Source organism: Microcystis sp. 0824, assembly GCF_003112475.1.
Taxonomy (GTDB): Bacteria; Cyanobacteriota; Cyanobacteriia; order Cyanobacteriales; family Microcystaceae; genus Microcystis; species Microcystis aeruginosa_C.
Window position 1 is genome coordinate 87375 of the sequence record NZ_BDSM01000009.1, and the last position, 25835, is coordinate 113209.

The following is a 25835-nucleotide window of genomic DNA, read 5'->3' on the forward strand; positions in this document are numbered from 1 at the left end:
TTCCCGAAAATCCTCTAGGACGTTCGGACATTTGACCGCTTTAACGATAACATCTCTGGGATAAAATTACTCGTTAAGACTACACAGGAACGCTGGGGCTGCGGAGAGGAAATTTGAACTTTTGTACTAATTCCCTGTCTCCGAGTTATCACCTGAAAGCTAATAGGCAACAGACGACAATAAGATAACGTCATGAGTCAGTTTAACTAGATTAATCTCTAAGCTTCCCCCAAAGATATTGGCTCTGATTAGAGCTATTTCTAGGTTAGCAAAAAGTCAGGTTTTTTCACGTCAGCATAGTACAGTTTTTCTGGGTATAAAATAGCACCCAGTTTTGTCAAAGATACGCAATCTAAGGGGTGGGGTGTGGGAATTATCAATTATGAATTATCAATTATGAATTATGAATTATGAATTGGGGCTCTACCGAACCTGTCATGTAAAACTATCAACAACTCATGCTTGTAAAGCTTGTATAATAAAGCTTTGAGTTTTTGTCAGATTGATATTTATCAACTTTAGAGCATTGCTGGGCAGAGCGGGAGCTTGAGGAATTTTCTACAGTGTAAGTTCGGAAGAACCTGAATTGGGTAGTTTTTTGCTGTCAACTGATAACTGATAACTGATAACTGATTACTGATTTACATTCTTTCCAAAATGGGAATTCCCAAGAGAGATAAGCCTAATTTTAGGGTTCTTGCCGTTAAATCACACAAGACTAAACGAGAGGTTTTAATTGGTTCTGCTGCTTTCAGAACGGGACAATTCTCGTAGAAACGATTATACTTTTTACTGAGTTCGTAAAGATAATCACATAGACGATTGGGTAATAAATCCTCTTCCACTGCACTAATTACTTCCGGCAGTTGCAGTAATTGTTTAGCCAGAATTAATTCGCTTTCATCCTTGAGAATTAGCGGTGAATTGGCACTTAAATCCTGAAAATTAATACCACCTTCGCGACTGATACTCTGAACCCTAGCGTAAGCGTACAGCATATAGGGGGCGGTGTTGCCTTGCAGATTGAGCATTTTGTCGTAACTGAAAACATAGTTACTATTGCGATTTTGGCTGAGATCGGCGTATTTAACGGCACTTAATCCGACAGTTTCAGCAGTATTAGCGATAAAATCGCCAGTTTCTTCTCTTTCCTCGCTTGCCAGTCTTTTTTCTAAGTCAGCTAGGGAAAAGGCGATCGCTTGATCGAGTAATTCTTGTAATTTTACCGTCTCCCCGGAACGAGTTTTTAATTTTTTACCATCTTCCCCTAAAACTAATCCAAAAGCGACGTGAACCACTGCCACATTATCGGGTAAAAATCCCGCTTTTTTAGCCACCTGAAATACTTGGGCAAAATGGTTAGCTTGTCCAGCATCGGTAACATAAATTATTCTTTCGGCTTTATCTTGACGCACTCGATAACAAATTGCCGCTAAATCGGTGGTAGCGTAATTATAACCGCCGTCGGATTTCTTGACAATTAGGGGCAAAGGATCCCCCTCTTTGTTGGTAAAACCATCGAGAAAGACGCATAAAGCGCCGTTGTCTTCTGTTAGCAATCCCTGTTGATCTAATTCTCTGATTACTGTCTCAAGGTAGGGATTATAAAAAGATTCCCCCCTTTCGGTTAGTTTTATATCGAGAATATCATAGATTTTCTGAAATTCCCGTCGTGATTGTTGACAAAGTAACTGCCATGCTTGACGACTTTGAGGATCACCTGACTGTAATTTTACTACGGCTTGACGGGCAGTTTCTTTAAAGTTTTCGTCTTCATCAAAACGAATTTTGGCCTTTTTATAAAAGCTAACTAAATCCCCTAAATCCAGAGCATCTGCTTGGGTTAAAGCACTAGGATAAGCTTCTTGTAGATAGGTGATTAACATCCCGAATTGAGTCCCCCAATCCCCGACGTGATTAAGACGAATTACTTGATGATGACGAAATTCCAAAATCCGAGCAATACAATCACCAATTATAGTCGATCGCAAGTGGCCAACGTGCATTTCTTTGGCAATATTGGGACTGGAAAAATCGACAATAATTTTTTGACTGGGGTTAGCAGCGGCAACTCCTAAACGGTTGTCAGTAATTAGGTCTTTTAATTGGGTTTCTAGATAACCTGGTTTCAGGGTAAGATTGATAAAACCGGGTCCGGCAATTTCGGGGGTTTGACAGAGATCATCTATCTCTAGATTTTTTAGTAAAGTCGCCGCCACTTCCCGGGGTTTTTGTTTTAATTCTTTGGCTAAAGAGAGGGAAATATTACATTGATAATCGCCAAAACGGGGGTTACTAGCGGCCACAATTAGGGGATCGGTAGCGGCGAAGTTTTCCCCAAAGGATTTAACTAGGGATTGGGAAAAACGTTCTTTTATTTGTTGGATAATGGCAGTCATAGAGAGAATTTAGCAATGAATGTTAGAAATCTATGGGTAATTAGAAAATTTATCTTGCTCTCATCTTGAATAGAATTGAGCCGGACGGGGTATTATGTCCATTTTCTTGGTACATTATAAGCATCAAATTTACTATCTTTACTAATTAGAATTAGTGATCTGTTTAGAGACTGAGCAATTAGCATTCTATCAAATGGATCACGGTGATGCAAGGGTAAAGTACAAATTTTTAGAGTATCAGAAAATGATATAGACAGTAAGGTTATATCTGATGCTTCTAGTTTAGTTTCAATGGTTTCATAACTTTTTTGTAGGGCTAACTTACCTAAATTTAACTTAATCGCGATTTCCCAGAGACTAACAATACTGACATAAACTTCGGGAGCAAAATCAATTTCCTCCCGAAGATTATTAGGTAAGTTAGGATCGTTTTCAGTTAACCAGATGAAAGTGTGAGTGTCCAGAAGAAAAGATGTCATCACATATATTCCTGAAAATCTTCCAAAGACTCATCAAAATCATCAGACAAAGGTAAGGTAAATGTACCTTGTAAAATTCCTGAACGACGTTTTCTAAGAGAAGGTTTCTCTATAATAGCATCTGATTGATAATTGGCCATCAAATATTCAGCATAGTGAAGCAGCTCTATTTTTAAGAACTCTGGCATTGTTTCGACAGTTTCTAAGATTTTTGTGTCTATATTCATAAGTTCTGGATACTTAATCTCAGCAAATTTTTACTAATTACTTATTCCTTAACCAATAAAACCACGGCATAAACTGCGATACCTTCTTCTCGTCCTACCGGTCCTAATTGTTCGTTAGTAGTGGCTTTAATTCCCACCTGTTCCGGATTAATGTTGAGAGTTGCTGCTAACTTGGCTCGCATCGCATTAAGGTGGGGTTTCATTTTCGGTTTTTCGGCAACAATTACCGAATCAATATTATTAATCTGCCAACCTTTATCGATAATTAATTGATTAACTTGTTCTAATAATTTTAAACTATTCGCCCCTTGCCATTGTGGGTCTGTGGGGGGAAAATAATGACCGATATCGCCTAAACTAAGCGCTCCCAGCATGGCATCCATAATAGCGTGGGTTAAGACATCGGCATCACTGTGACCCAATAAACCGACAGTATGGGCAATTTCTACTCCTCCTAAAATTAAAGGTCTTCCTGTTACCAATCGGTGGATATCGTAGCCGTTACCAATACGAATATTCATAGAGCAGTCCTCATTGTCGGTGTTTCTGCAAATGTGAGATGCACCCAAATTGCGGTAGAATTTTCTTGGGGATAATCTCCTAACTTCTGACTATCCACTGCCGATTACCGCAAAGGATAGCCATTTATTCTATCAGATTGAGAAGATATTAGGTAAGAACTAACTAAACACAATTAATTACACATATCTAACCACCTCTTGCCTTTTGCCTCTTGCCTTTTGCCTATCCTAACCAAAAAGTTAATTTTATCCTACTTACTTATGATAACACTTGTGACTATGTTTTTCACTGCCTTGCTGGCAGTTACGGATTTTACTTACCAAGTTTTGATTCATTTTCCCATACAAATCATCAATTTTTTGGGGTCGTTGTTGTCCTATGGAGTAATCGGACTGATAATTTTTGTCCTAGTCTGGATTGTGGGTGACTGATTTCTCGGTAGAAAAAAATGAGAGAATCAGCCTTAGCCAATTCTCCCCAATTTAAGCCAACTTTTAATTTTTACTGTTCACTAGCCACTGCTTGGGGTTGTCCTTGCGGTTGGAATTGGAACATGGAATAAACCACATTGCGACGGATATCAATCATCATTTCTAAAAACATCTCGTAGCCTTCCTGTTTATACTCAATTAGGGGGTCTTTTTGACCGTAACCGCGTAAACCAATCGACTCGCGTAAAGCTTCCATAGCTTGCAGGTGTTCGCGCCATAACATATCGATTTGTTGCAGGATAAAATAACGTTCGGCATCGCGCATTAAACCGGCGCGAATATTATCCACTTGACGTTCTTTAATTTCGTAGGCTTTGCGAACTTCTTCGTGTAGGAACATCTTGATATCATTGACACTCATATCCTCGACATCTTTAGCGGTAATATCTGCCAAGAGATAGACGAATTCCTGAGATTTACTAATCAGTTTTTCTAAATCCCATTCTTCCGCCGGCAGTTCGGGATTAACATAAGCCATGACGATTTCATCCATGGTTTTTTCGGCGTATTGCAGCACCTGTTCTTTTAGGTCCATCCCCTCCAAAACCCGACGACGTTCGGCATAAATAGCGCGCCGTTGATTATTCATCACCTCGTCGTATTCAAACACCTGTTTCCGGGCATCATAATAGAAGGTTTCCACTTTTCTTTGCGCTCCTTCCAGGGAACGAGTTAACATTCCCGACTCAATGGGCATATCTTCTTCCACCCGGAAGGCATCCATTAAACCCGCCACGCGGTCGCCCCCAAAAATCCGCAATAAATTATCTTCTAGACTTAAAAAGAAGCGTGTAGAACCGGGGTCGCCCTGTCTGCCCGCCCGGCCTCGCAATTGGTTGTCAATACGGCGGGATTCGTGGCGTTCCGTCCCGATAACGTGCAGTCCGCCTCTTTCTACTACTTCATCGTGTTCTTTGCCTGTGTAATCTTCATAACTTTTGCGAATTAATTTATAGACTTCGCGTAACTTTTGAATAACTTGGTCATCCGTGGGGGCTTTTTCGGCCGCGATGGCGATTTTTTCTTCTACTTCTAATTCCGGTAAACTTTGAGTTCCGTGGGTATCAACGGCAAATTTAACCGCTTCTTTCAGGGCATTTTCTACCTCTTTCGGTAACTCGGTGGGAAAAATTTCCGCCGAGGCGCGCCAGTTTTTTTTCTTCTTACCCGGGGCGAATCCTTGCGGGCGATTGCGTTCTCCTAAACTGGGTAAACTAAAGGCCAAATTGTCATCTTCGGGCATAACTAATTTGGGCATTAAATACTCGCGAATTTTCAATCGGGCCATATAGTCGGAGTTACCACCGAGGATGATATCGGTTCCCCGTCCTGCCATGTTTGTGGCAATAGTTACGGCTCCGGCCCGGCCTGCTTGGGCGACGATTTCCGATTCCCTTTCCACGTTTTCCGGACGGGCATTAAGCAAGTTATGGGGAATCTTTCTTTCCTGTAATAATAGCGAAAGCACTTCCGATTTTTCCACACTGGTGGTACCGACTAAAACCGGGCGACCCTGTTCGTGCATTTGTTGACATTCTTCGGCGACGGCGTTCCATTTTGCCTGTTCATTTTTATAGACCACATCGGCTAAATCTTGCCGACGAGAAACGCGGTTAGTGGGAATAATTGTTACTTGCAGGTTATAGACTTTTTCTAGTTCGGTTTCTTCGGTTTTAGCCGTCCCGGTCATGCCAGATAATTTCGGATAGAGTAGGAAAAAGTTTTGATAGGTAATCGTGGCTAAGGTTTGGGTTTCCTGTTGAATTTCCACCCCTTCCTTAGCCTCCACTGCCTGATGTAAACCATCGCCCCAACGTCGCCCCGGTAATACCCGTCCCGTGAACTCATCAACAATAACAATTTCACCACTGCGGACGATATAGTTAACGTCTTTTTTCTGGAGTTCTTTGGCACGAATAGCGTTAGAAATATAGTGCGCCCAGGGATTTTCTTGGTCGTATAAATCGGTAACTCCTAATAGTTCTTCCGCTCTTTTAAAGCCTTCATCGGTCATTAAAACGTTACGGTCTTTTTCGTTAACTTCGTAGTCTCCCGGTCCGTCTTCTACTTTTTGGCGCACTAATTGCTTGGCGATTTCGGCGGCGAGAATATATTTTTCTGTGGGCCGATCGATCGGTCCTGATATAATTAATGGAGTTCTGGCCTCATCAATAAGAATTGAGTCCACTTCGTCGATAACGCAGTAGTTAAAGGGTCTTTGGACAACTTCCCCCATCACTGTAGCCATGTTATCGCGCAGATAATCAAAGCCGAGTTCGCTGTTAGTGGTGTAGGTGATGTCACAGGCATAATTTTTCTTTCTTTCTTCCGGACTCATGCCGGCTTGAATTAGTCCCACACTTAACCCTAAAAAGCGGTGTACCTGCCCCATCCATTCCGCGTCACGACGGGCGAGATAATCGTTAACGGTGACGACGTGAACCCCTTTTCCGGTCAATCCATTCAAATAAGCGGGGAGAGTGGCAACTAGGGTTTTTCCTTCCCCGGTTTTCATCTCGGCGATTTGTCCTTTGTGGAGTACCATTCCCCCCAATAACTGCACGTCAAAGTGACGCATCCCTAAGACTCGGATTCCCGCTTCCCGGACAATGGCGAAAGCTTCGGGGAGGATTTCCTCGAGAATCTCCTCTCTTTGCTCATAATTTCTCGCTTTGTCTAATCTTTCCTTAAATTCGCCAGTTTTGCCCCTTAATTCCTCATCGGACAGGTTTTTAATGTCTTCTTCCAGCAGGTTGATTTCGGTGACGAGGGGCTGAAATTTTTTAATTTTGCGGGCGTTAGGGTCTCCGAGTAGGGCTTTTAACATAGCAGTTTTTATTCTCTCGCTTCGATTGGCTCTTGGTCTGTGGTGTTAACAATTGTATCACTCTCGTTGGGAGTGGAGAATCATTTATCGCTGAAAAGGGACTCTTGCCAGTGGGCAAAAATTAAGTTAATCTTCTCTCACCAGTGGCTTAACTAAAGGGGAAACCACCATATTTATTGATAATTATATCTATAGTTTCCATAATTGCGATCGATTCGCCTAAAATGGAGATAATTTGTTGATAATGTTCTAGGTCATCGTAGCTAAGGTGGCGACCTTTGCGGTCTTTTAGCCACTTCTGACACACTTGATAACCGCCGATATAAAAGTTCCAAATTTGGGGCGGAATCCCCGCAAAATACTGGTCAGAATTAATCGAAATTTGTTGTTTATTTTCGTCATATTTCACCTGCTCGACTAGATTAGAACCCGCCACGGGATAGCTACTAATTTCTTTTCCCGTTGCTTTCATTAGGTGTAACTGCACTAATCTGTCACCTTTTTTGACTAATTCCCAGAATAATTCTTTATTACTGGTGAGAGGAACACGAGGAAAGTCTATCTTTAAAAATTCGGCGTAACGTTGGCGATATTGGGGAGAGTGAAAGACAGCATAGATATAGTTAAAAATGTCTTCCGGTCCAAAGGTTTTCTTTTTGTCTCCTTTGCCATCACTGATAAATTCTAAGTCAAGTTTTGCCGAAAGTTCCTTAATAAATTCTGGCGCTAGATTGGGACGGCGACCATTTGGCGAGTTGGTTGGTTCTGTGTCAAATAAGGTTGGGTTATTAGTTGGGTAAAGATAAAGGGGGAAAATGTAATTTGTTTCTTTTGTTTTATTAGAAATAGAGCAACATTCGATGATATTTTGTGTCACAAAACTTAAAGACCAAATCCCACTTTGTGATTGTTGTCGAGAAGTAATTAAACCCAAATTGTCAAAGTTTACAAAATGGTGCATAACTTCTTGTCTTGGAAGTTCAACTACATTTTGATGGTGATAATATTCTCTTAAATCAAAAGGGCGATATAAACATTTAGTAAAATAACTTAACCACTGACTATTGTTAAACAAAGCTCTTCTTTGTTCAAAAATATTCCAATCTCTTGTATCTTTTATATTATATTTTTCTCCAATTTCTTTGTCGGCGATTTGAATATTTCTAAAATCTTCTATTCTCTTATAAAGAGATTCAAAATCAAAATCAAAAACAAAATGATCTCTGTGATTTTTTACACCTGTTGAATTAACACACATAATATCAACTATTTTCCAGCCTTTCTCGTACTCTGGGAATAAAGCTGTATTTTGATTTTTTAAGAGATAAAAACTTGCTTCAGGTTTAATAATTTCCCATTCAGTTGAACTAATATCATTTTCATCTAACCAATAATACTTACCCCCAACTAACTCCTTATGCTCTTTCACCTCTCTAACCCCCCACAAATCAGCATGATAAACCTTGGCTAAATCTTGCTGACTATCTTGATACTTAATAAAAAACGCAATCGCTACACCTTGCTGAATATCAAACACATTTTGATCGGTTGAACCGTCGGGACAAACTTCTTTTTTCTTACTATTCCCATGCAAATCTAAAACATAAATCTCATCAAAAGTCTGCATCAAATTTTGACGCATTCCCCGAAAAGTTGGATTATCCAAATAACCATGATTTGTAATTAAAGCCACAACTCCATAACCAGTTTCCGCTACCCGATACTGAGCAAAGCGAATAAACTTCACATAATCATCTAATAAACCTTTAGGGTTTCTCTCTCCCAATGGTTTTCCATCTAATTGATAATAATCCTTAACCAAATTCACAATCCAAGGGTCAGTATTCATCGACTGATAGGAATAGGGAGGATTGCCTAAAATAACCATAACTGGCATTTCTTGCTTAACATCTTTTGCCGCGGCTGCTTCATCGCGAATGCGATTTAAAAAACCATCAGCAGGGGGAATTTGAAAAGCTTCCTGTAGGGTGTTGGTGAGATAGATTCCCAAGCGTTCATCGGCACTAAAATCATAGCCTAATTCCTGAAGTTGTAAACCTAATTTCATGTGTGCTACGGTGTAGGGAGCCATCAGTAATTCAAACCCAAAGAGACGGGGTAATAAATGTTTACTGACATAACTAGACCACATCCCTTTCTGTTGACGAAAACTATCATAGATATGGTCGATAACAGAGTGTAAAAAAGTGCCAGTTCCCACAGCAGGATCGAGGATTAAAACTTGGTGAACTTCCTGAGTTTCTTGGCTATTATTAGGATGCTTAATCGTAATTTTTTTAGCATCGGCCAAACCTTTAGGAATCTGAAACTTATTTTTTAGAATATAGTCCACACTGCGAACCATGTAAGAAACCACGGGTTCAGGGGTATAATAAACCCCCCTAGACTCACGCATTTTACTATCGTATTCGGCTAAAAAAGTCTCATAAAAGTGAACCACAGGATCCTGCTTGCGCGTGCGTTTTCCAAAGCTGCTAAGAATACCATCCATGTCCGTTTGTTGTAAAATAGTCGCTAGAGTATCCACGGCCCAAGTAATTCGCTCATCTAATTCTGTACCAGCAATTTGATGAAAAATTCCCCGCAAAAAAGGGTTAGTTTTCGGTAGTCGAAATCCCGCCGTTTCCCTGGAAAAAGAACTTATTTGATCCGTATTACAGCGTGCTGCGAATAAACCATAACAGATTGTTTGTGCATACATATCCGCGAACTGCGCTTCATTGAGATCACTAATTAAAACTCGTTGAAAAGATTGCAATTGTTGCCGCAACATTCCCCCGCAATCTTGATCTTTTAAAGCTTGGCCGATTGCATCTCGAATTAACTGCGCTAAAGCGGCCATTTTTTTCGCCAATTCTCGCGGTGTTGTGATCTGAATAACTTTTGAGAGGAAAAATTGACAGAATAATTGTTCTACTTGTAAAATACCCTGGGAATCAGGTTTAATTTGCTTTTTTTGATTAAGACTTGCCACGGCAGCTGATAGACGCAATTCTCCCGATACATACCAACGAAATTCTAAATGATCAGTGATAATTAAATTACCCAAAGCCTGTAAATAACGTTTTATTTGGGGAGTATTTTCAACCTTTTTGAGAGAAGTTCCGATATCTTTTGCTTCCAGATGGCCAATTTCTACTATACCCTGATTAATCACAAAATCCGGAGCGCCACAAGCAATCCTTTTGGGTTCATTGAGAGCTTGTAGGTTATTATTTAGGGATTCAATTAATTTTTTTAAAGCAGGACGATAACTGTGTTCTGTGGCGTTACCCTGTTGATAAATGCCTGTGATTTCCTCTAGATATTTTGGCAATGAGTTACTCATTATCGTTGCGACATACAAACGTTCTTCTATAGATAAAATATAACCTCATTTAGCCCCAATATCCCCACTTGCTGTTAAATTGATTTCCGTTCACTTCACCCAGGGGAAGGGGGGACTTCTGGCGAGATTTGAGTTAAACTAGAAAGGTTGACTATTGACAAACATCGATCGCACAGGAGTAAATTATGTCTAGAGTCTGTACTATGACGGGGAAAAAGGCCAATAACGCCTATGCGGTGTCCCACTCCCACCGTCGCACCAAAAAATTACAAGAAGCTAACCTACAATGGAAAAGAGTCTGGTGGTCGGAAGGCAACCGTTGGGTAAAACTACGCATCTCCACCAAAGCTATCAAAACCATTGAAAAGAAAGGATTAGCCGTCTTCGCTAGAGAAGTAGGCTTAAACTTGAATTTGTACTAAGCGAGTAGTTCAGAAGTGGAGACGAATCGGCCGTATCGTTGACTCCTCTGCTTTTGATTATTAAGTATTGCAACAGGGCGTGATGTGGGGTGAAAACTACCTTTAAGATTAAAAACTTAAAACGACCTGTTCAGGAGAATTTCAATGTATTCAACCCTATTAATGGCCGCCACCGTCGTGCAAGGTTCCAGCGAATGGAGTCCCAAAGTGGCGATTGTCATGATTATCTGCAATATTCTCGCTATTGCCTTCGGTAAAGCGACTATTAAACAACAAAATGTCGGTCCTGCTTTACCTTCCCCCGCTTTATTCGGTGGTATGGGATTAGGCGCTTTACTGGGTACTACCAGTTTTGGTCATGTCCTCGGCGCCGGTGTCATCCTCGGTCTCTCCCGTCTGGGAGTTATCTAAATCTGTTTTGATTTTCTCAATCGGTGGCCAAAAGTCACCGATTTCTTTTGTGAAAAATTCTGGACTATATAATAAATATGACCTTACCTCAAAAAAACTCTTTTTGGTACGATGAGCGATTTCAGAAGATTTTTTTACAGGTAATTATCCTGCTAATTGTCTGCCTAATTTTCTGGTTTTTTGGTCGCAATTTAGTGATTAATTTCCAACGCTTACGCTTAAGTTTTGGCTTTGGCTTTCTCTTTGATACTGACCGACCAGCCTCTTTTGCTATTGGTGACTCTCCTATTGCCTACAGTCCCACCGATACCTATTTTCGCGCTCTTTTGGTGGGATTAGTTAATTCCCTCCGCATTATGATTACTGGCATATTTTTGGCGATTAGTCTGGGAATAGTCATCGGGTTAGGTCGCTTGTCGGATAATTGGTTAATTCGTCAGTTGGCAACAATTTATGTGGAAACTATTCGCAATACTCCCCTATTATTACAATTATTTTTCTGGTATTTTGCTGTCTTTTTGAAACTGCCCAAAATTGAGGAATCTTTAGAGTTTTTTAGTAGTGTATTTTTAAATAACTCAGGAGTCTATTTACCTTTCCCCTCTAATAGTTTTAGGACATGGTTAGCCTTATTTATCATTGCTTTAGGAATAATTATCTCAATATCTTTATACCTAAAAAATAAACTTAGTTTATGTCTAACTAGCCTAATACTCCTAATTATAATTCCTCTAATCTGGGGTTTACAATGGCAAAGTCCCCAAGTTAATCCTCTTAATCAAAATATTGACTTTGGTTTACATCTTTCTTCCGAGTTTGCCACCCTCTTAATCGGTTTAACTGTTTATACAGCTGCCTTTATCGCAGAAACGGTACGGGGAGGGATTCAATCGGTTAATCGGGGACAATGGGAAGCAGCTAAAGCCTTGGGATTAAAACCTTTATTAGTGATGAGATTAGTAATTTTTCCCCAAGCTTTGCCAGTGATTATTCCTCCTTTAACTAATGAATGTTTAAACCTGGTTAAAAACTCTAGTTTAGCGATCGCTATTGGTTATAATGATATTTATGCTATCTCTAGTACCATCGCTAATCAGACAGGAAAAGCTGTAGAGATGTTAATAGTAGTTATGGCCACCTATTTATTCTTTAATCTGGTGATTTCTCTGGCTATGAATCAATTAAACCAACGGGTAAAAATTCAGGAAAGATAGGGTGTATTAGCAAGCGCCTAACGCACCGAATCGCACCAGAATTGAGCGATAAATTAATTAAGGAGCATTAGCAGAATATAAAGCGGTGATAATTGCTGTCACCGCAGGACTAAGACTAGATAAAACCACCACAGAAGCGGTGGCAATGATGATAGTAGTAGCCATTCTCACCATACCATCTGTACCTTTTTGATAGGCATCAAATTTATAATCTAAGCGGTCAACTTTTTGACCAAGTTCTTCTCGCAATTGAATCAACGCTGCTCTGATGTCATCATTACTGGGATTTTCGGGAATTTGCATGACCTTGATTAGCAATCAACTAACAACCGCCTATATTATAGCAGTTCTTAGCCATAAATTACAATTTTTTATCAGGAGGAGGAGTCAATCGCCAGCGCACTAAAAAACTATCAATACTTTCTAAACATTCCAAGTCATCTTTAGGTAAATAAGAATCTTTTGACAAGAAAGAAAAAGCCTGCTGAAACTCTTGACTATCAGCTTGAATTGGACTAGCAAAATGACAAGGAATAACCTGTTTAATCGGCCATTGGCAAATTTTATCAACCCATTGACTAACCTCGTCAGTAGTGCGATTAAGAATCAAAGTTTGCAAAATTGGCGCGACTATTAACCTCCCCTCGCGACGCAAATTTAAAAAAGTCCTTTGCCAATCATCACCCCATTGAAAAGGGAATAAACCAAAATAGGCTTTTTTACTCCTTTCCTTAGCATTAAAAGCATCTCTAAACACCTTAATCCAATTGGGAACAGCTAAAACAGGAGGTTGAAAATAAAGAGCAAAAAGACAAATTCTTTGCCAACCCCGACGGCGATTTTCTGGGGTATCCTCTACCAGATCCTTAGCACTATTTTTAGCGTGAAACAGCAGCGGATAGGGGTCTAATTCTAAAATAGCGGGAGGATTTTCTGGGATAGAAATAATGCCATCAGTCAGCAGCAGAGTTTGAGAGTAGTGATGAAAAAAAGCCACTTCCGAGAAGTATCCCACATTCAGATCAATTGCGGGTAAAATTTCATAACTAAAATCTTTTCCAAAAGGAGTGGTTGCCGAGTCAGCAGGTAAAATTTCCGTTCGTTTTGCCGGTAAACCCAACCAACTCAAAGGTAAATTAAGAGGAAAACTCCATTGATTAGGAGCAACATAAACTATAGCCTTAGGAAAATAACGGGCAAAAGGACCGACAAAAACCTTATGTTCAATCCCAGAAATCGTCGGCAAAATAATATATTTAACTTCCCCGTGTTCACTTTCCAACTCACGCATCAAGCGAATACATTCCGGAGTCGGGGCCACTGGTGCATAAACAAATAAACCCCCAGATGCTAACCTAATTACCGTCATGCGAATCGGCACAACCACATAAAAAATACCCTGCAATTGCTCAAATGTCCAGAGCGTATCTTTCACCACTTCTTGGCGAATTGTCCGTCTTTGACCATAGGGATAAAGTGGTACAATTGGCCAAAAAGGCCATGATAAATCTTGCGGACTAATTGCGGCTTTTGTCATCGTCTGATTCTATCGCTGAAAATCTCTATTTTAGTTATCATAAACCCTTCTAATCCCCATGACTGATAAACTGCCCATTGATTCTTTGGTCAATACTTGGAATAGTCTCACGGGGGAAGTGATGAAAAGACTCCCCATCGACCAGTTGACTAATACTGTCCTCCAGTGGTTTAGTGTTAGTGACACTCAAGTGGCGAAAATTTTAGAAAAAGTCCGTCAAGAATTACCCACCACCGAGGCGCTGTTAATCGGCAAACCGCAAACGGGAAAAAGTTCGATTATTCGGGGAATAACGGGAGTTTCGGCGGAAATCGTCGGGCAAGGTTTCCGTCCCCACACCCAAAACACCCAGCGCTACACCTACCCCGCAGAAGACTTACCCCTGTTGATTTTTACCGATACGGTGGGGTTAGGGGATGCCTATCAACACACAGACACGGTAATCGCGGAATTATTAGCAGATTTAAGCGAAAACACGGGACGCGCCCAAGTTTTTATCGTGACGGTAAAAATTAATGATTTTGCCACCGATAGCCTCCTAGAAATTACCAAACAACTGCGGCAAAAATACCCTAAAATACCCTGTTTACTGGCTGTAACCTGTCTTCATCAGCTTTATCCTCCTAATACCGTTGATCATCCCCCTTATCCTCCCGATTGCGAGGATATCAATCGCGCCTATCAAGAAATTAAAGAAACTTTTAAGGATTTATATGACAATTCTGTGCTAATAGATTTTACCCTAGAAGAAGACGGTTATAACCCCGTTTTTTACGGTTTAGAGGCATTTAGAGACAATTTAGCCGATTTATTGCCAAAAGCCGAGGCTAACACCATCCACCAACTTTTAGATCGGGAAACCAGCAATAAATTAGGCAATCTCTATCGGGACGTGGCCCGACGCTATATGTTAGCCTTTTCCGTGATAGCGGCAACCTTGGCGGCGATTCCCTTACCCTTAGCGACTATGCCCGTGTTAACCGCCCTACAAGTGTCAATGGTGGGGGTTTTAGGCAAATTATACGGTCAAGTCTTAACCCCATCCCAAGCCGGCGGAGTCGTAAGTGCGATCGCTGGCGGCTTTTTGGCCCAGGCCATCGGTCGGGAATTGGTGAAATTTATCCCCGGTTTTGGCAGTGTCATCGCCGCTTCTTGGTCCGCTGCCTATACCTGGGCCCTAGGAGAGGGCGCTTGTGTCTATTTTGGCGATTTAATGGGGGGTAAAAAACCCGATCCTAAAAGGATTCAAAGGGTGATGAAAGAGGCTTTTTCTGCTGCCCAAGAAAGATTTAAAAATGTCGCTACAGGGGAAGATAAAATGTAGTTATTAGCCTCTTAAGTGTTGGAGATGAAGCAGCCTAAGACAAGTAGCATATCTTCAATTTAGCGAGATTTTAGTAATATTCGTCAGCTTTAGCCCCACTGGAAATTTACTTGGGTTTCTGAACCAGATCGATGGTTCAATACAGTTGAATTTATCCCGTTCAAGTAATAGACAAAACATATAAAAAATGTGCCATCAGTTTCAGTGAGTAGCAGTATAATGGCTTTATGCAGTTTGACTGGGATAAAAATAAGGCAGAATGCAATCTATCAAAATACAAAGTCTCATTTGAGGAGGCAAAAACTATTTTTGATGATTCTCTCTATGTTGAATTCTACAATCGAGATCATTTAGAACGAGTTGATATTATGTTAGTTAAAGGAATTAAAAAAGGCAAAATTATTGAGTTATTAGAGGAAGTTGATTTTCCCGATAATGAAGAGGTATTAGTAGAAATTAGAGAGGTTAATGATTTTTGGTCAGCCTTGCAAGATTTTAGGCAAAGGGTAGATTTGACAAGTCTTGATGATGATACTTTTGATAATTGACGCGACAACTCAACGGGGAGAGATGTTCATTTATGACTCTCAAGTATTTACTAGATACTAATGTTTTGTCAGATCATGGCTCTTATACCAGTTATCTTAGCCGTTGTTGTAGTACCTTAAACCCTATACTTTACCCACAGTTAAAAACGAAAGGAAAAAGGCAGTAAATCCGAGAGATTAAAACGATAATTTTGCTGAGTTCCACAGATAATAATCTCCGCTTGCGGCGCTAATTCGGCTATCCATTGACGACAGGCTCCGCAGGGAGTTAACTGACTAATATCATCCTTGTTCACCCCATCGATACAGGCTATAGCGATCGCCCGTACTTCTCGATCGCCCGCTGCGACTATTTGCGCTAAAGTTGCCCTTTCCGCGCACAAACTCAAGCCATAACTAGCGTTCTCTACATTAGTACCAGCATAAATCTTTTTATCTGTCAAGACCGCCGCCCCCACCCGAAAACGGGAATAGGGAGAATAGGAAAGTTTCGCCACTTCCCGAGCAGTGTCACAGAGTTGTTGTCTTTCTTGGTCAGATAGGGTCATCGGCTGCCGATAGCAGGAATTGGGGAAGTGGGGTGTGGGGTGTGGGGTGTGGGGTGTAGGGTGTAGGGTGTAGGGAGTTTTCTCAGTTAACTGATAACTGATAACTGATAACTGACTCCTAACCCAATGGTAGATGTTGGATTGTTGCGGGAGTTCTATTTTCCGACAAAGATAAGCAAAAATTATTTATTGACTGCAAAAACTTGAGAATATTTAAATTAACATTCCGCAATATTTATAAATTCTTAAGAATTAATTGAGAAAGATTTTTATTTAACAACGATGTTATCAAGGTTACAGCGATTTGATAGAATTTCATAATGGGGTATTCTGTGCTTTTTTGGGCAGCAGTGGTTGAAACCCTTGCCACACCTAGAAGGTGATTCTAATTAAGACGGGTAAATCAGTCAATTTCACCCACAACGATGATCTTTTTTTTATGTAGTTTTATTGCAAAAAAAAAGTTTTTTTGACAAAAAGCACAAAGTATGATATACGCCAAAGTATTTCTGGCTGCGAGTAATTATTGTAGAGAGGGGAGAGGGGAGAATAAATAAAAATAATCTCCTGACTCGGAGAATACTGACCCCTAACCCCATCAACAAACTTTTTCAGCAAACCCTAACTTACCACTTAACATTTCCCTGACGATTTTAGCGGTAGCGGGGGCTAATAAAACCCCGTTGCGGTAGTGTCCCGTGGCCAGAATAACGTTATCGTATCCGGGCAAATATTCGATGATGGGAGCGGATTTTTTCTCCGGTCGCGGTCGCTTACCGGACCAAGTACGCACGATCGCACCCGCAGCCAAAGAGGGACAAAAAGTGATCGCCTTTTGATACACTTGCTCTAATAGGGCAGTATCGGGGATAATTTCGCCCTTTTCGTCCATAAATTCCACCGTTGCCCCAATCCAGTATTCTGCTCGGGCCAAAGGCAGAATATGCAGGTCATTTCCCGTTAAAATCGGCTTAAAATCGGAAATTTCTAAGGGTTGCGTCAATTTTATCTGTAAAGCTTGCCCTAAAACCGGTCGAATCTCCACTGGATGGGTAAGAGTTTCGGTTAAAGCAGTAGAACCAATTCCCGCACAAAGAATCAAAGAGTCGGTTTCCTCTATACCATTGGAACTATAAACCTGGGTGCATTGCCTCAAATTAGAGCCTTGAAGCTCTGTCTTGCCAAAATTTTCAACTTTTACCCCAAATTGACATTTAACCCCCCTTCTTGCCGCAGCAGTGACGAGAGCCTCCGTGAGCAGGACTGGGTTAATTTGACGATCACTGGGAGAATAGATAGCACCCTGGAGATGCTCCCCGGCCACCTGGGGACATTTTTGCTTTAAAGTCTCTTTATCCCAGATTTCTAGACAATATCCCTGTTCTTGGCGGATTTGGGCTAACTTGCGCCAATTTTCTTCGTCTTCGGCACTCGTTCGCAGTAGGACAATACCATCACGGTTACAGGGAATAGTCAGTCCGGTGAGGGATTCTAGCTCAGGAAGGAGGGTTTCGTAGCGTTTTAAACTTTCTTGCCGCAGTTTCCAGGCTCTACCTTTAGTTTTATGGCTGATAATCCCCATTAAAATCCCTAGGGCTGCCCCAGTTGCTCCTTGTCCTGGTTTTTTTTCATCGATGAGGGTAATTTCTAATCCTTCGATGGCGCTTAATTCGTAGGCAATGGTGGCCCCCACTATCCCCGCACCGATGATGACAATTTTAGTCATAAACTCCAGAGGCTATTTTTCTAGTGGGAATAGGACTAAAAAAGGGTTGAACAGGTTGCAACCCCGATAATTAATTACAGAACCCGGAAAATGAAAGGATAACGGAAAACCTTATAGGCATCTTTCCAGACTTGCAGGATAGCAAGAATGGGGAGAACAATATTCACCACAGCAAGAATCGGTAAGAGCAAATAACCGATTAAAACCCAAATTAGAATCCCGGCAATTAGGTAGTATAACCACATATTCAGGTGAAAGTTTAAAGCTTCTTTGGCGTTTTCCTTCACCGTTTCATCATCGGAAATGAAATAAATAGCTAAGGGAATCCCCACCGATACCAGCGTAGCACTCAAAAAGATCGAAGCATGACAAGCCACGGATAGGAGTCTTTTTTTGGTTAAATCTTCACTCTTGACCATCGGGTTTATCCCCCTAAAATTGGCGGAGAAAGCGGATATCACTATTATAACAACGGCGAATATCGTCTATCTCATGTAATACCATAGCAAATCTTTCCACGCCAAAACCAGCAGCAAAACCCGTATAGATTTGGGGGTCATAACCGACTGCTTTTAAGACATTGGGATCCACCATACCACAGCCCATCACCTCCAACCATTTGCCTTTCCACTGCACATCTACCTCGGCCGAGGGTTCGGTAAAAGGGAAGTAGGAAGCGCGGAATTTAACTGGTAAATCGGCCCCAAACATTTGCTTAAGAAATTCTTTAATTGTTCCTTTCAAATCCGTAAAGGTTAATCCCCGGTCCACCGCTAATAATTCCACTTGATGGAAAACCGCCGAATGGGTTGCATCCACGGTATCGCGACGATAAACGCGGCCCGGGGCCACAATCCGAATCGGGGGTTCGTGACTTTCCATGTAGCGAATCTGCACTGGGGAGGTATGGGTCCGCAATAAACGACCATCCCTCAAGAAAAAAGTATCCTGCATATCCCGGGCCGGATGGTCAGCAGGGATATTTAAAGCCTCAAAATTATAATAATCGCTTTCTACCTGCGGCCCGGTGGCGATGCTGTAACCCAGACCGACGAAAATATCGATCATGCGATCAACTGTGCTATTTAAGGGGTGAATTCGCCCTAAAGGACGGCTCAGAGCAGGTAGGGTGACATCGAGGGTTTCCGCCGCTAATTTCGCCTTAATTTGGGCATTCTGGAGACTTTCTCGCTGGGATTCCAGCAGCGATTGTACTAATTCTTTGACCTCATTAGCGATCGCACCGAGACGCGGTCTCTCTTCGGGGCTTAATTTGCCCATTTCGCGTAAAATCTGCGATAATTCTCCTTTCTTACCGAGATAATTCACCCTTAGCTGTTCTAAGTCTTCTAGGGTTGTTGTTTCTTCGATGGAATTTTCCGCTTTCCCTACTAAGGTTTTTAGGGCAGTTTCGATCGGATGGGGGGATAAACTCATAATTAGGGCATTTTCTAGGGCAGCATTCTAGTCTAGTTTATCTGCTCCGGTGGCGGGAGCGGCAGCATCGATCAAAGCTAATAGCTATGTGCTAGGATGGAGGTTGAGAATAAAAGTCGGCACTGCGGCTCGTTGTCAGTATTAATGGTCAAAGCGTTTCTGTTTAGTATTGGTTCAGCTAGTTCCCGAAATCTTGGTTCTCTACAAATCTGTTGTTTTTATCTGTGCAAGGATAGGTTTTATGTCAATTTATGTTGGTAATCTCCCCTTCGAGGTTGACCAAGAAGACGTAGTTGAGGTTTTTAAGGAATACGGTACAATTAAGCGCGTTCACCTCCCCATGGAGCGGGAAACGGGAAGAAAACGCGGGTTCGCTTTCGTGGAAATGGAAACCCCAGAGCAAGAAGCGGCCGCTATTGCCGCTCTTGACGGCGCTCAATGGATGGGACGAGAATTAAAAGTCAATCAAGCTCGTGAAAAAGAACCCAGATCTTCCTTCGCTGGTGGCGATCGCAATCGGGAGCGTCGCTACTAATCCCCAATCCCAACCATTCTAGGCTATGATTACCTAACTTGTTTTCATTGTCAACAGGGGAAGCGATCGCTAGTTTCCCCGCTTGTCTATCTAATATCCCAAGGAGATTCTTGTGGCTAAACGTCGTAATTTGAAAAAAGAAAAAGCGGAACGCAACCGCGCCTACGCTCGTCAATTCCGGGCTGCCTCTAATCGTACCACCACCAGAGGAGGTAGAGGCGGTTATTCCAGCGATCAAAGACAATCTTCGGAAAATGAAGGGGCAGCCGATACCTAATCTGCTGACTTAGTTAAACTAGCAATAAAAGCCCTAGCCTCGCTTTTATTGCTGACTATTCCATCTAAAGTCGCCCCCAACACCGCCGCAAGTAACGATTTAAACTGGGGACCGGGTTGATAACCCAAAGCTTTTAGGTCATTGCCGTCGATAGGAGCCTCAATCTGCGACCATTTAGTTAAATATTGCCAGATTAAACCCCGAATCCTAGTCTGACTCCTCATCGCCACCAGTAACAAACTAGGAACCTGATAACCATTGAAAAAGCTGACGATTTGACTAACGGGCTGATCATAAGCAAAATTATTGCTAATCTCCCTTTCCATAACTTCTAGTTTTTGTAAACGCGCCACACTATCTTTGGGCAATTGTAAATTATTAGCGATCGCTATTCTTTCCCCCACAGCCAGAGAAGCGATTAATAATTCCAACCGCATTAACCAAGCATTCACCGGCAATTCCAGACTTAAACAATCTAACCAACGACTGAGACAGCGCAATTGTCGCCATAAAGCCCGATTTAAACTTAAATCTCCGTGTAAACAGTGCAAAGCCCCCAAATCGGCCAACTTTTCTAAGGCACTTTCCCAGTAATCCGCCTCTAAAATATAATTCAACTCCGCTTTTAAACGGGACTGTAAAGCGGGTGCATTCTGATTTTGTTGCCGTGAGCGATCATAAACCCCACTTTCGATCGCATACCTAATATAGCTTTCTGTCAAGGGTTCAATAACAAATCCTAACCGAGTGGCAAAACGCACCGCTCGATAGATACGCGTCGGATCCTCGATAAAACTATTAGCGTGGAGAACCCGGATTTGTTGGGCGCGTAAATCCAACGTACCGCCAAAAAAGTCGAGTAATTCCCCCTCTTTCGGCGAAGTTAGGCGAATTGCCAGAGCATTAATTGTAAAATCCCTTCTATACAAATCCTGTCGAATCGAACTAGCCTCCACTTGGGGATTACTGGCAGGATAGGGATAGAATTCCGTGCGTGCCGTGGCGATATCCACCCATAACGAGCCAAAACGCTCATCTTTGTGCCATAACAAAGCCGCCGTCTGAAATTCCCCGTGAATCGATAACCGGGCCCCCGGATAAATTTCCTGTAAACAATTAGCCAACTCTACCCCCGCACCCACACCGGCGGCGCGATGGCAGCCATCCACCACTAAATCGATATCCTGTAACAATAAAGTATCCCTTTCTGTGGCTAAAAGTAAATCGCGCACCGCACCCCCAACCAGATAGAGATGCCAACCGCGTTTTTGAGCGGCAGCGGCGGCAGCTTGCAGGAATGACCATAAAATCGACTCTAAACGCTCTTTAATCGCTGGTAAAAGACAGGAAACCAAAGCAACCCCTTCAAAACGCACCCGCTCATTTTGATGAATCTGTCTTAATACATCTGTACGAGTGACGATACCGACTAACTGCCCGTTTTCTAGTACAGGTAAACGCCCCAAATCGTACGTTACCATCAGTGACTCGATTTCCTGAAGGGAAGTGTCGGGGGTAATAGTTTTCGGATTACAAGTCATGTATCCCTTCACAGGAGAGCGAGAAAAGCCGTGATGGAGAGCTAAATCGAGGTCACGACGAGAAATCACCCCAACTAAGCGATCCTGCTCATCTACCACCGATAAACCCGAATGGCCGTAACGGAAAAGGATGCGCTCGGCTTGAGATATGGAAGTATCGGGACGAATTGTTCGCACTGGGGAAGACATTAAATCCCTAGCGGTGGGAGAAGGGGGAATTTGGGCAATTAAGTCCCCCAGCAGTTGGTTTAACTGTTGAACTGGCTGAACATCGCGAAAACTCACCGAAGCGGCCTGAGCATGACCACCGCCGTTATAGGGGGAAAAAAGCTGATATAGATTCACTCCATCGATTCTAGAGCGACCAATCACAGTTAAACGCTGTCGGGACTTATCTTCCTCGTCTTTACTATAACTATGGCCAAAAAGTAGCGCATCACTATCGGATAATTCCAGTAGGCGCTCGGCCACACTAGACAAACCAGGGATAAAATCGGCAGTATGGAGAAGAACGTGGGCGATTTTACGGTCATGGATCGTTTTAATCTCTAGATTTTCCCAAGCAAGGCTAAATAACTCCTGTAAGCGCGGGGAAAAACTCGGTTGACAGTATTGGGCGATCGTTTTAATGTTAGCAGCACAGGTCATTAACCAAGCCAAAGCATAGGCATCCCTGGGGGTACTACCGGCAAAAGTCAGGGAACCCGTGTCAACGTGAATACCGAGTGCCATTACCGTCGCTGCCATCGAGTTTGGTTTAATGTGGGCTTTTTGTAAAGCTTCGACAATTAAAGTCGTGGTGGCTCCCACCGCTTCTAAATGGACGCTAGAGGCATGAATATCGCTTTCACTATCTAAATGATGATCATACAATTCGATCGCCTGTAAATGCCCTAAATCGAGCCACTGGGAGGCTTTTCCCAGACGCTCTCGCCACTGATTATCAACGATAATTAAAGAGCGAATACGGGCCGGATTGACACTACGCAGTTCAATTAAAGCGAATTCATCCCGATGCAGGGCCAAAAATTCCCTTACTGTTGGGTGCGCTCCCCCCGTTAACACAATGCGACTACCCGCTTTCAGCAACGATAAACCCACCGCTGCCCCCAAAGCGTCAAAATCCGCCGTTTGATGACATAAAATTAAATCCATATTTTTTAGCAAGGAGAAGTTATCGGGATTTTTTCTGTATCTATTGTTACCGAATACTCGGAAATAACCGCAGCAAGAACTATAAGTTAGCAAATCATGACTGAGAGAAACCCATGTTATTCAAAATTTTAGTAATTCTCCATACCCTAGGGGCGACCGTCTGGGCCGGTGGTCATTTATTGTTGGCAGTCACCGTTCTACCCCAGTCCCTCAAAAACCGAGAACCAGACCGAATTCGTCAATTTGAGCAATATTTTGAAGGTTTTGGGTTATCTGCGCTATTGTTACAGGTAATAACAGGCCTAGGACTGACTTGGATTTATTTGCCCGATTTTCGTGATTTTTGGTCATTTGATAGTTTTTTATCGGTTTATATAGCAATTAAGTTAGCTTTACTGCTCTTAACTCTCATCTTAGCCCTTCATTCCCGCTTTTTTCTCATCCCTAAACTGAGCGAGGAAAACTTAAATTTCCTCGCCCTGCACATAGTCGCCGTCACCACTCTAGCAGTATTATTCGTCATTTTTGGTGCTGGCATCCGTTTGGGGGGCCTCAACCATTAGCTTTTAGCAGTTCAGCAGTCTGGAGACCTTTCTAGGCTAGGTTTGGCGAAAACGCAAAAATACTGTAGTCTGAGCAGGGTATCACAAAGAGTCACTTTCCCCACCTAACCCTTGCCCTGCTGCTTTTGGCAAGGATAGACAATGGAAAAAAGTTTTCAGCCCCGCTGCGGCTAGGTAGTCACTGGCAGTAAAATTAATATGCTCGTGGATTCGGTCTGACGGGGATATATCCTTTAACCCCTGATTCAGGCAGGAGTTAGAGGAAGGGTCGTCCAGTTAAAGTTGAGTGGAAGCGAGGCTCTTCCATACAAGTATCAAATCTGGGAGAATTATCTAAATAAAGATCAACTGCTTTAGGAGAACCCAATCATGTCTATTGTTTTTCAATTTTTTCTCATTGCCCTAGTTTTATTTTCCTTGCTGATGGTAATTGGTGTCCCCGTTGCCTATGCTTCCCCCCAAAACTGGGACCAATCGAAACCCCTTCTCTATCTGGGTTCGGCAATTTGGGCAATTTTAGTGGTTGCCGTCGCTATTTTAAACTTTTTAGTGATTTAGCCTTGATCAGGAGACGGGAGGAGATAGGGTGATAGGGTGATGAGACAGTTTCCCCACCTCCCCACTACCCCATCTCCCCACCTCCCAATTCATAATTCATAATTCATAATTCATAATTCCCACTCCTAACCCCTTTTGCCTATGACTGTTTTTGAGGGAAATTTTACCGAGGATATATCCTCTTTGCGCTTTGCGGTCGTGATTGGTCGTTTTAATGATCTCGTCACTGATAAACTGTTATCAGGCTGTCAAGACTGTCTCAAGCGTCACGGGGTTGATGTTAATCCCGATGGCACTCAAGTGGATTATATCTGGGTACCGGGTAGCTTTGAAGTGCCAATGGTAGCCCGTCAAGTCGCCCTTTCCCACCGTTACGATGCCGTTATTTGTCTAGGGGCAATTATTCGCGGCCAAACGCCCCATTTTGACTACGTTGCCGCCGAGGCCGCTAAAGGTATCGCTGCGGCCGCTTTTCAGACAGGTGTTCCCGTTGTCTTCGGTATTCTCACCACTGATACTCTACAACAGGCTCTCGAACGGGCCGGTATTAAAAGTAATTTGGGCTGGAATTATGGCCTATCTGCCCTAGAAATGGCTAGTCTCATGCGTCAATTGCGCCCCCGGGATGAAGATAAACCCCTAGGATTATTGCAAAATAATCCCCCACAGGCACTGATAGAAGGCTAAGAAAATTCCCCCAGCATTTAGGATTTTAGCTGTCCCCACTCCCGGAGTTCCACTGATGAGCGCAGCCCAACAGAACAAATATATTAACCAACTCAGACGGCAATTAGTCAACGCTGTGGAGAGAATCAAGACTCTGGAATTAGATTTAGAACCAGAGGGGCGGATTACGGCAGCTTTTGAGGCTATGGAACGGCATATAGATGAAAAATTCGCCGCCATTGACAAGCGTTTTGATCGCTTGGAACATCAGTTCAACCGACTACAGGCTAAGATAGAAGTAGTTCTCGAAGCTATTACCGGTTTGGGGGACTTGCCAGAACATGAATTATTGTAAAAAAATGCTCCCAACTACTTGACAAATGCTCTGAGATTTGGCATACTTGGGGAAGTGTGAAAAAAACGGCTTGCGGGCATAGCTCAGTGGTAGAGCGTCACCTTGCCAAGGTGAATGTCGCGCGTTCGAATCGCGTTGCCCGCTTGAAAAAATCTTGGAATATACCTTAAGGTCAGGATGAATAATTTAGGGATATCCCTTAAGATGGGAATTACCCGTGAGCAACAGGGTTGAGGATTTTGGGCAACCGTTGAATCCCTTAGCTATTGACCGCGGGCGACTAAAAACAACCGTTTATAAACAAAAATTTAGCTTGTGCGACCGCATAAATATACCAAAATCGACCAACACCAAGACTATCCTTGTCCCTGTCGTCGGAAAGGGACATTATGCCCGATTTTATTGACCGATGCCTTTGGCTGCGATCGCTGTCAACAGATATTTGTGCTACAGGAAAACGGCCAAATTATCGAACAATTAGCCCCCCACTATCCCTATAAACGCACTTGGCGCTGGACGGGATTTCGTTGGGTGAGTACGAATCAGCGCCTTGGGCAAGAGGTATTACCCCTGATAATGGGGATAACTCTGTTATTATCGATCGTTTGGCTACCCTTAATTTTAAAATCACCGCCTGGGGTAAGCGTGATTTTTGGGGCAATTCTAGTTATGCTATTAGTTATTTTGCCCGCATTCATCTTTTGGTTAGCCTATCGACGCTAGA

25 protein-coding genes, 1 tRNA gene and 1 pseudogene are annotated in these 25835 nt (G+C 42.4%); 14 read left to right on the forward strand and 13 right to left on the reverse strand.

Annotated elements, in window-relative coordinates:
- Positions 1–641 precede the first annotated feature (641 nt).
- From argS to N0824_RS04290, 6 genes are all read right to left on the reverse strand, one after another.
- A complete protein-coding gene (gene argS / locus N0824_RS04265; RefSeq protein ID WP_108935837.1) occupies positions 642–2399 on the reverse strand; it encodes an arginine--tRNA ligase in 1758 nt (585 codons plus the stop codon).
- A 92-nt stretch (positions 2400–2491) separates the two neighbouring features.
- Positions 2492–2878, reverse strand: coding sequence for a type II toxin-antitoxin system VapC family toxin (locus N0824_RS04270; protein ID WP_108935838.1), 387 nt, complete (start codon positions 2876–2878; stop codon positions 2492–2494).
- On the reverse strand, positions 2878–3105 hold the full coding sequence (locus tag N0824_RS04275) for a DUF2281 domain-containing protein (protein ID WP_002800430.1): 228 nt from the start codon (positions 3103–3105) through the stop codon (positions 2878–2880). The genes N0824_RS04270 and N0824_RS04275 overlap by 1 nt, the downstream gene beginning before the upstream one ends.
- A gap of 41 nt (positions 3106–3146) precedes the next feature.
- Complete coding sequence (ispF, locus tag N0824_RS04280; RefSeq protein ID WP_108935839.1) at positions 3147–3626, reverse strand: 2-C-methyl-D-erythritol 2,4-cyclodiphosphate synthase; 480 nt, start codon at positions 3624–3626, stop codon at positions 3147–3149.
- 502 nt (positions 3627–4128) lie between these two features.
- Positions 4129–6945 (reverse strand): preprotein translocase subunit SecA, encoded by a 2817-nt coding sequence (secA, locus tag N0824_RS04285; protein ID WP_108935840.1) that lies wholly within the window; start codon positions 6943–6945, stop codon positions 4129–4131.
- A gap of 148 nt (positions 6946–7093) precedes the next feature.
- Positions 7094–10294 (reverse strand): type ISP restriction/modification enzyme, encoded by a 3201-nt coding sequence (locus tag N0824_RS04290; protein ID WP_108935841.1) that lies wholly within the window; start codon positions 10292–10294, stop codon positions 7094–7096.
- Positions 10295–10479: 185 nt separating this feature from the next.
- On the opposite strand from N0824_RS04290, the gene rpmB reads away from it, so the two are divergent.
- The 3 genes from rpmB to N0824_RS04305 all read left to right on the forward strand — a co-directional run bounded on the left by rpmB (position 10480) and on the right by N0824_RS04305 (position 12341).
- Positions 10480–10716: a 50S ribosomal protein L28 gene (gene rpmB, locus N0824_RS04295; protein ID WP_002732080.1), complete on the forward strand. Its 237-nt coding sequence runs from the start codon at positions 10480–10482 to the stop codon at positions 10714–10716.
- Positions 10717–10860: 144 nt separating this feature from the next.
- Positions 10861–11127: a photosystem I reaction center subunit PsaK gene (psaK, locus tag N0824_RS04300; RefSeq protein WP_108935842.1), complete on the forward strand. Its 267-nt coding sequence runs from the start codon at positions 10861–10863 to the stop codon at positions 11125–11127.
- A 77-nt stretch (positions 11128–11204) separates the two neighbouring features.
- Positions 11205–12341, forward strand: coding sequence for an amino acid ABC transporter permease (locus N0824_RS04305; protein WP_108935843.1), 1137 nt, complete (start codon positions 11205–11207; stop codon positions 12339–12341).
- 57 nt (positions 12342–12398) lie between these two features.
- Here N0824_RS04305 and N0824_RS04310 read toward each other — a convergent pair whose 3' ends face one another.
- Both N0824_RS04310 and N0824_RS04315 read right to left on the reverse strand, forming a co-directional pair.
- The gene (locus N0824_RS04310; protein WP_108935844.1) at positions 12399–12644 is read right to left on the reverse strand and encodes a hypothetical protein; all 246 of its coding nucleotides are present in this window, start codon (positions 12642–12644) and stop codon (positions 12399–12401) included.
- 58 nt (positions 12645–12702) lie between these two features.
- On the reverse strand, positions 12703–13878 hold the full coding sequence (locus tag N0824_RS04315; protein WP_108935845.1) for a DUF4336 domain-containing protein: 1176 nt from the start codon (positions 13876–13878) through the stop codon (positions 12703–12705).
- Between the two features lie 58 nt (positions 13879–13936).
- Here N0824_RS04315 and N0824_RS04320 point away from each other — a divergent pair, with 58 nt between their 5' ends.
- The 3 genes and pseudogenes from N0824_RS04320 to N0824_RS21700 all read left to right on the forward strand — a co-directional run bounded on the left by N0824_RS04320 (position 13937) and on the right by N0824_RS21700 (position 15750).
- Complete coding sequence (locus N0824_RS04320) at positions 13937–15202, forward strand: YcjF family protein (RefSeq protein WP_108935846.1); 1266 nt, start codon at positions 13937–13939, stop codon at positions 15200–15202.
- A gap of 227 nt (positions 15203–15429) precedes the next feature.
- Positions 15430–15564, forward strand: a pseudogene (locus N0824_RS21695) (BrnT family toxin); the annotation flags it as partial.
- A gap of 6 nt (positions 15565–15570) precedes the next feature.
- Positions 15571–15750 (forward strand): hypothetical protein, encoded by a 180-nt coding sequence (locus N0824_RS21700; protein ID WP_046662363.1) that lies wholly within the window; start codon positions 15571–15573, stop codon positions 15748–15750.
- 140 nt (positions 15751–15890) lie between these two features.
- Here N0824_RS21700 and cdd read toward each other — a convergent pair whose 3' ends face one another.
- From cdd to pheS, 4 genes are all read right to left on the reverse strand, one after another.
- Positions 15891–16298, reverse strand: a complete 408-nt coding sequence (gene cdd, locus N0824_RS04330) for a cytidine deaminase (RefSeq protein WP_108935848.1) — start codon at positions 16296–16298, stop codon at positions 15891–15893.
- 598 nt (positions 16299–16896) lie between these two features.
- Positions 16897–18024, reverse strand: coding sequence for an FAD-binding oxidoreductase (locus tag N0824_RS04335; RefSeq protein WP_108935849.1), 1128 nt, complete (start codon positions 18022–18024; stop codon positions 16897–16899).
- 74 nt (positions 18025–18098) lie between these two features.
- Entirely contained in the window at positions 18099–18443 is a 345-nt protein-coding gene (locus N0824_RS04340) for a DUF4870 domain-containing protein (RefSeq protein WP_108935850.1), read from the reverse strand.
- A 13-nt stretch (positions 18444–18456) separates the two neighbouring features.
- Entirely contained in the window at positions 18457–19461 is a 1005-nt protein-coding gene (pheS, locus tag N0824_RS04345) for a phenylalanine--tRNA ligase subunit alpha (protein WP_108935851.1), read from the reverse strand.
- Between the two features lie 241 nt (positions 19462–19702).
- Between pheS and N0824_RS04350 the strand changes: the two genes are divergently transcribed.
- Both N0824_RS04350 and N0824_RS20880 read left to right on the forward strand, forming a co-directional pair.
- Positions 19703–19996 (forward strand): RNA-binding protein, encoded by a 294-nt coding sequence (locus tag N0824_RS04350; RefSeq protein WP_108935852.1) that lies wholly within the window; start codon positions 19703–19705, stop codon positions 19994–19996.
- 112 nt (positions 19997–20108) lie between these two features.
- Entirely contained in the window at positions 20109–20273 is a 165-nt protein-coding gene (locus N0824_RS20880; RefSeq protein WP_002733784.1) for a hypothetical protein, read from the forward strand.
- Here the strand turns inward: N0824_RS20880 and N0824_RS04355 are convergent.
- A complete protein-coding gene (locus tag N0824_RS04355; protein ID WP_108935853.1) occupies positions 20270–22969 on the reverse strand; it encodes a CBS domain-containing protein in 2700 nt (899 codons plus the stop codon). The genes N0824_RS20880 and N0824_RS04355 overlap by 4 nt on opposite strands.
- 113 nt (positions 22970–23082) lie before the next feature.
- On the opposite strand from N0824_RS04355, the gene N0824_RS04360 reads away from it, so the two are divergent.
- The 6 genes from N0824_RS04360 to N0824_RS04385 all read left to right on the forward strand — a co-directional run bounded on the left by N0824_RS04360 (position 23083) and on the right by N0824_RS04385 (position 25834).
- Positions 23083–23532, forward strand: a complete 450-nt coding sequence (locus tag N0824_RS04360) for a CopD family protein (protein WP_108935854.1) — start codon at positions 23083–23085, stop codon at positions 23530–23532.
- 369 nt (positions 23533–23901) lie between these two features.
- On the forward strand, positions 23902–24090 hold the full coding sequence (gene psbZ / locus N0824_RS04365; RefSeq protein WP_004160875.1) for a photosystem II reaction center protein PsbZ: 189 nt from the start codon (positions 23902–23904) through the stop codon (positions 24088–24090).
- 141 nt (positions 24091–24231) lie between these two features.
- Complete coding sequence (gene ribH / locus N0824_RS04370) at positions 24232–24777, forward strand: 6,7-dimethyl-8-ribityllumazine synthase (RefSeq protein WP_108935855.1); 546 nt, start codon at positions 24232–24234, stop codon at positions 24775–24777.
- A gap of 55 nt (positions 24778–24832) precedes the next feature.
- The gene (locus N0824_RS04375) at positions 24833–25111 is read left to right on the forward strand and encodes a hypothetical protein (RefSeq protein ID WP_108935856.1); all 279 of its coding nucleotides are present in this window, start codon (positions 24833–24835) and stop codon (positions 25109–25111) included.
- A gap of 72 nt (positions 25112–25183) precedes the next feature.
- Positions 25184–25255 (forward strand) — tRNA-Gly (locus N0824_RS04380).
- 171 nt (positions 25256–25426) lie between these two features.
- Positions 25427–25834 (forward strand): hypothetical protein, encoded by a 408-nt coding sequence (locus N0824_RS04385; RefSeq protein WP_108935857.1) that lies wholly within the window; start codon positions 25427–25429, stop codon positions 25832–25834.
- Position 25835 lies beyond the last annotated feature (1 nt).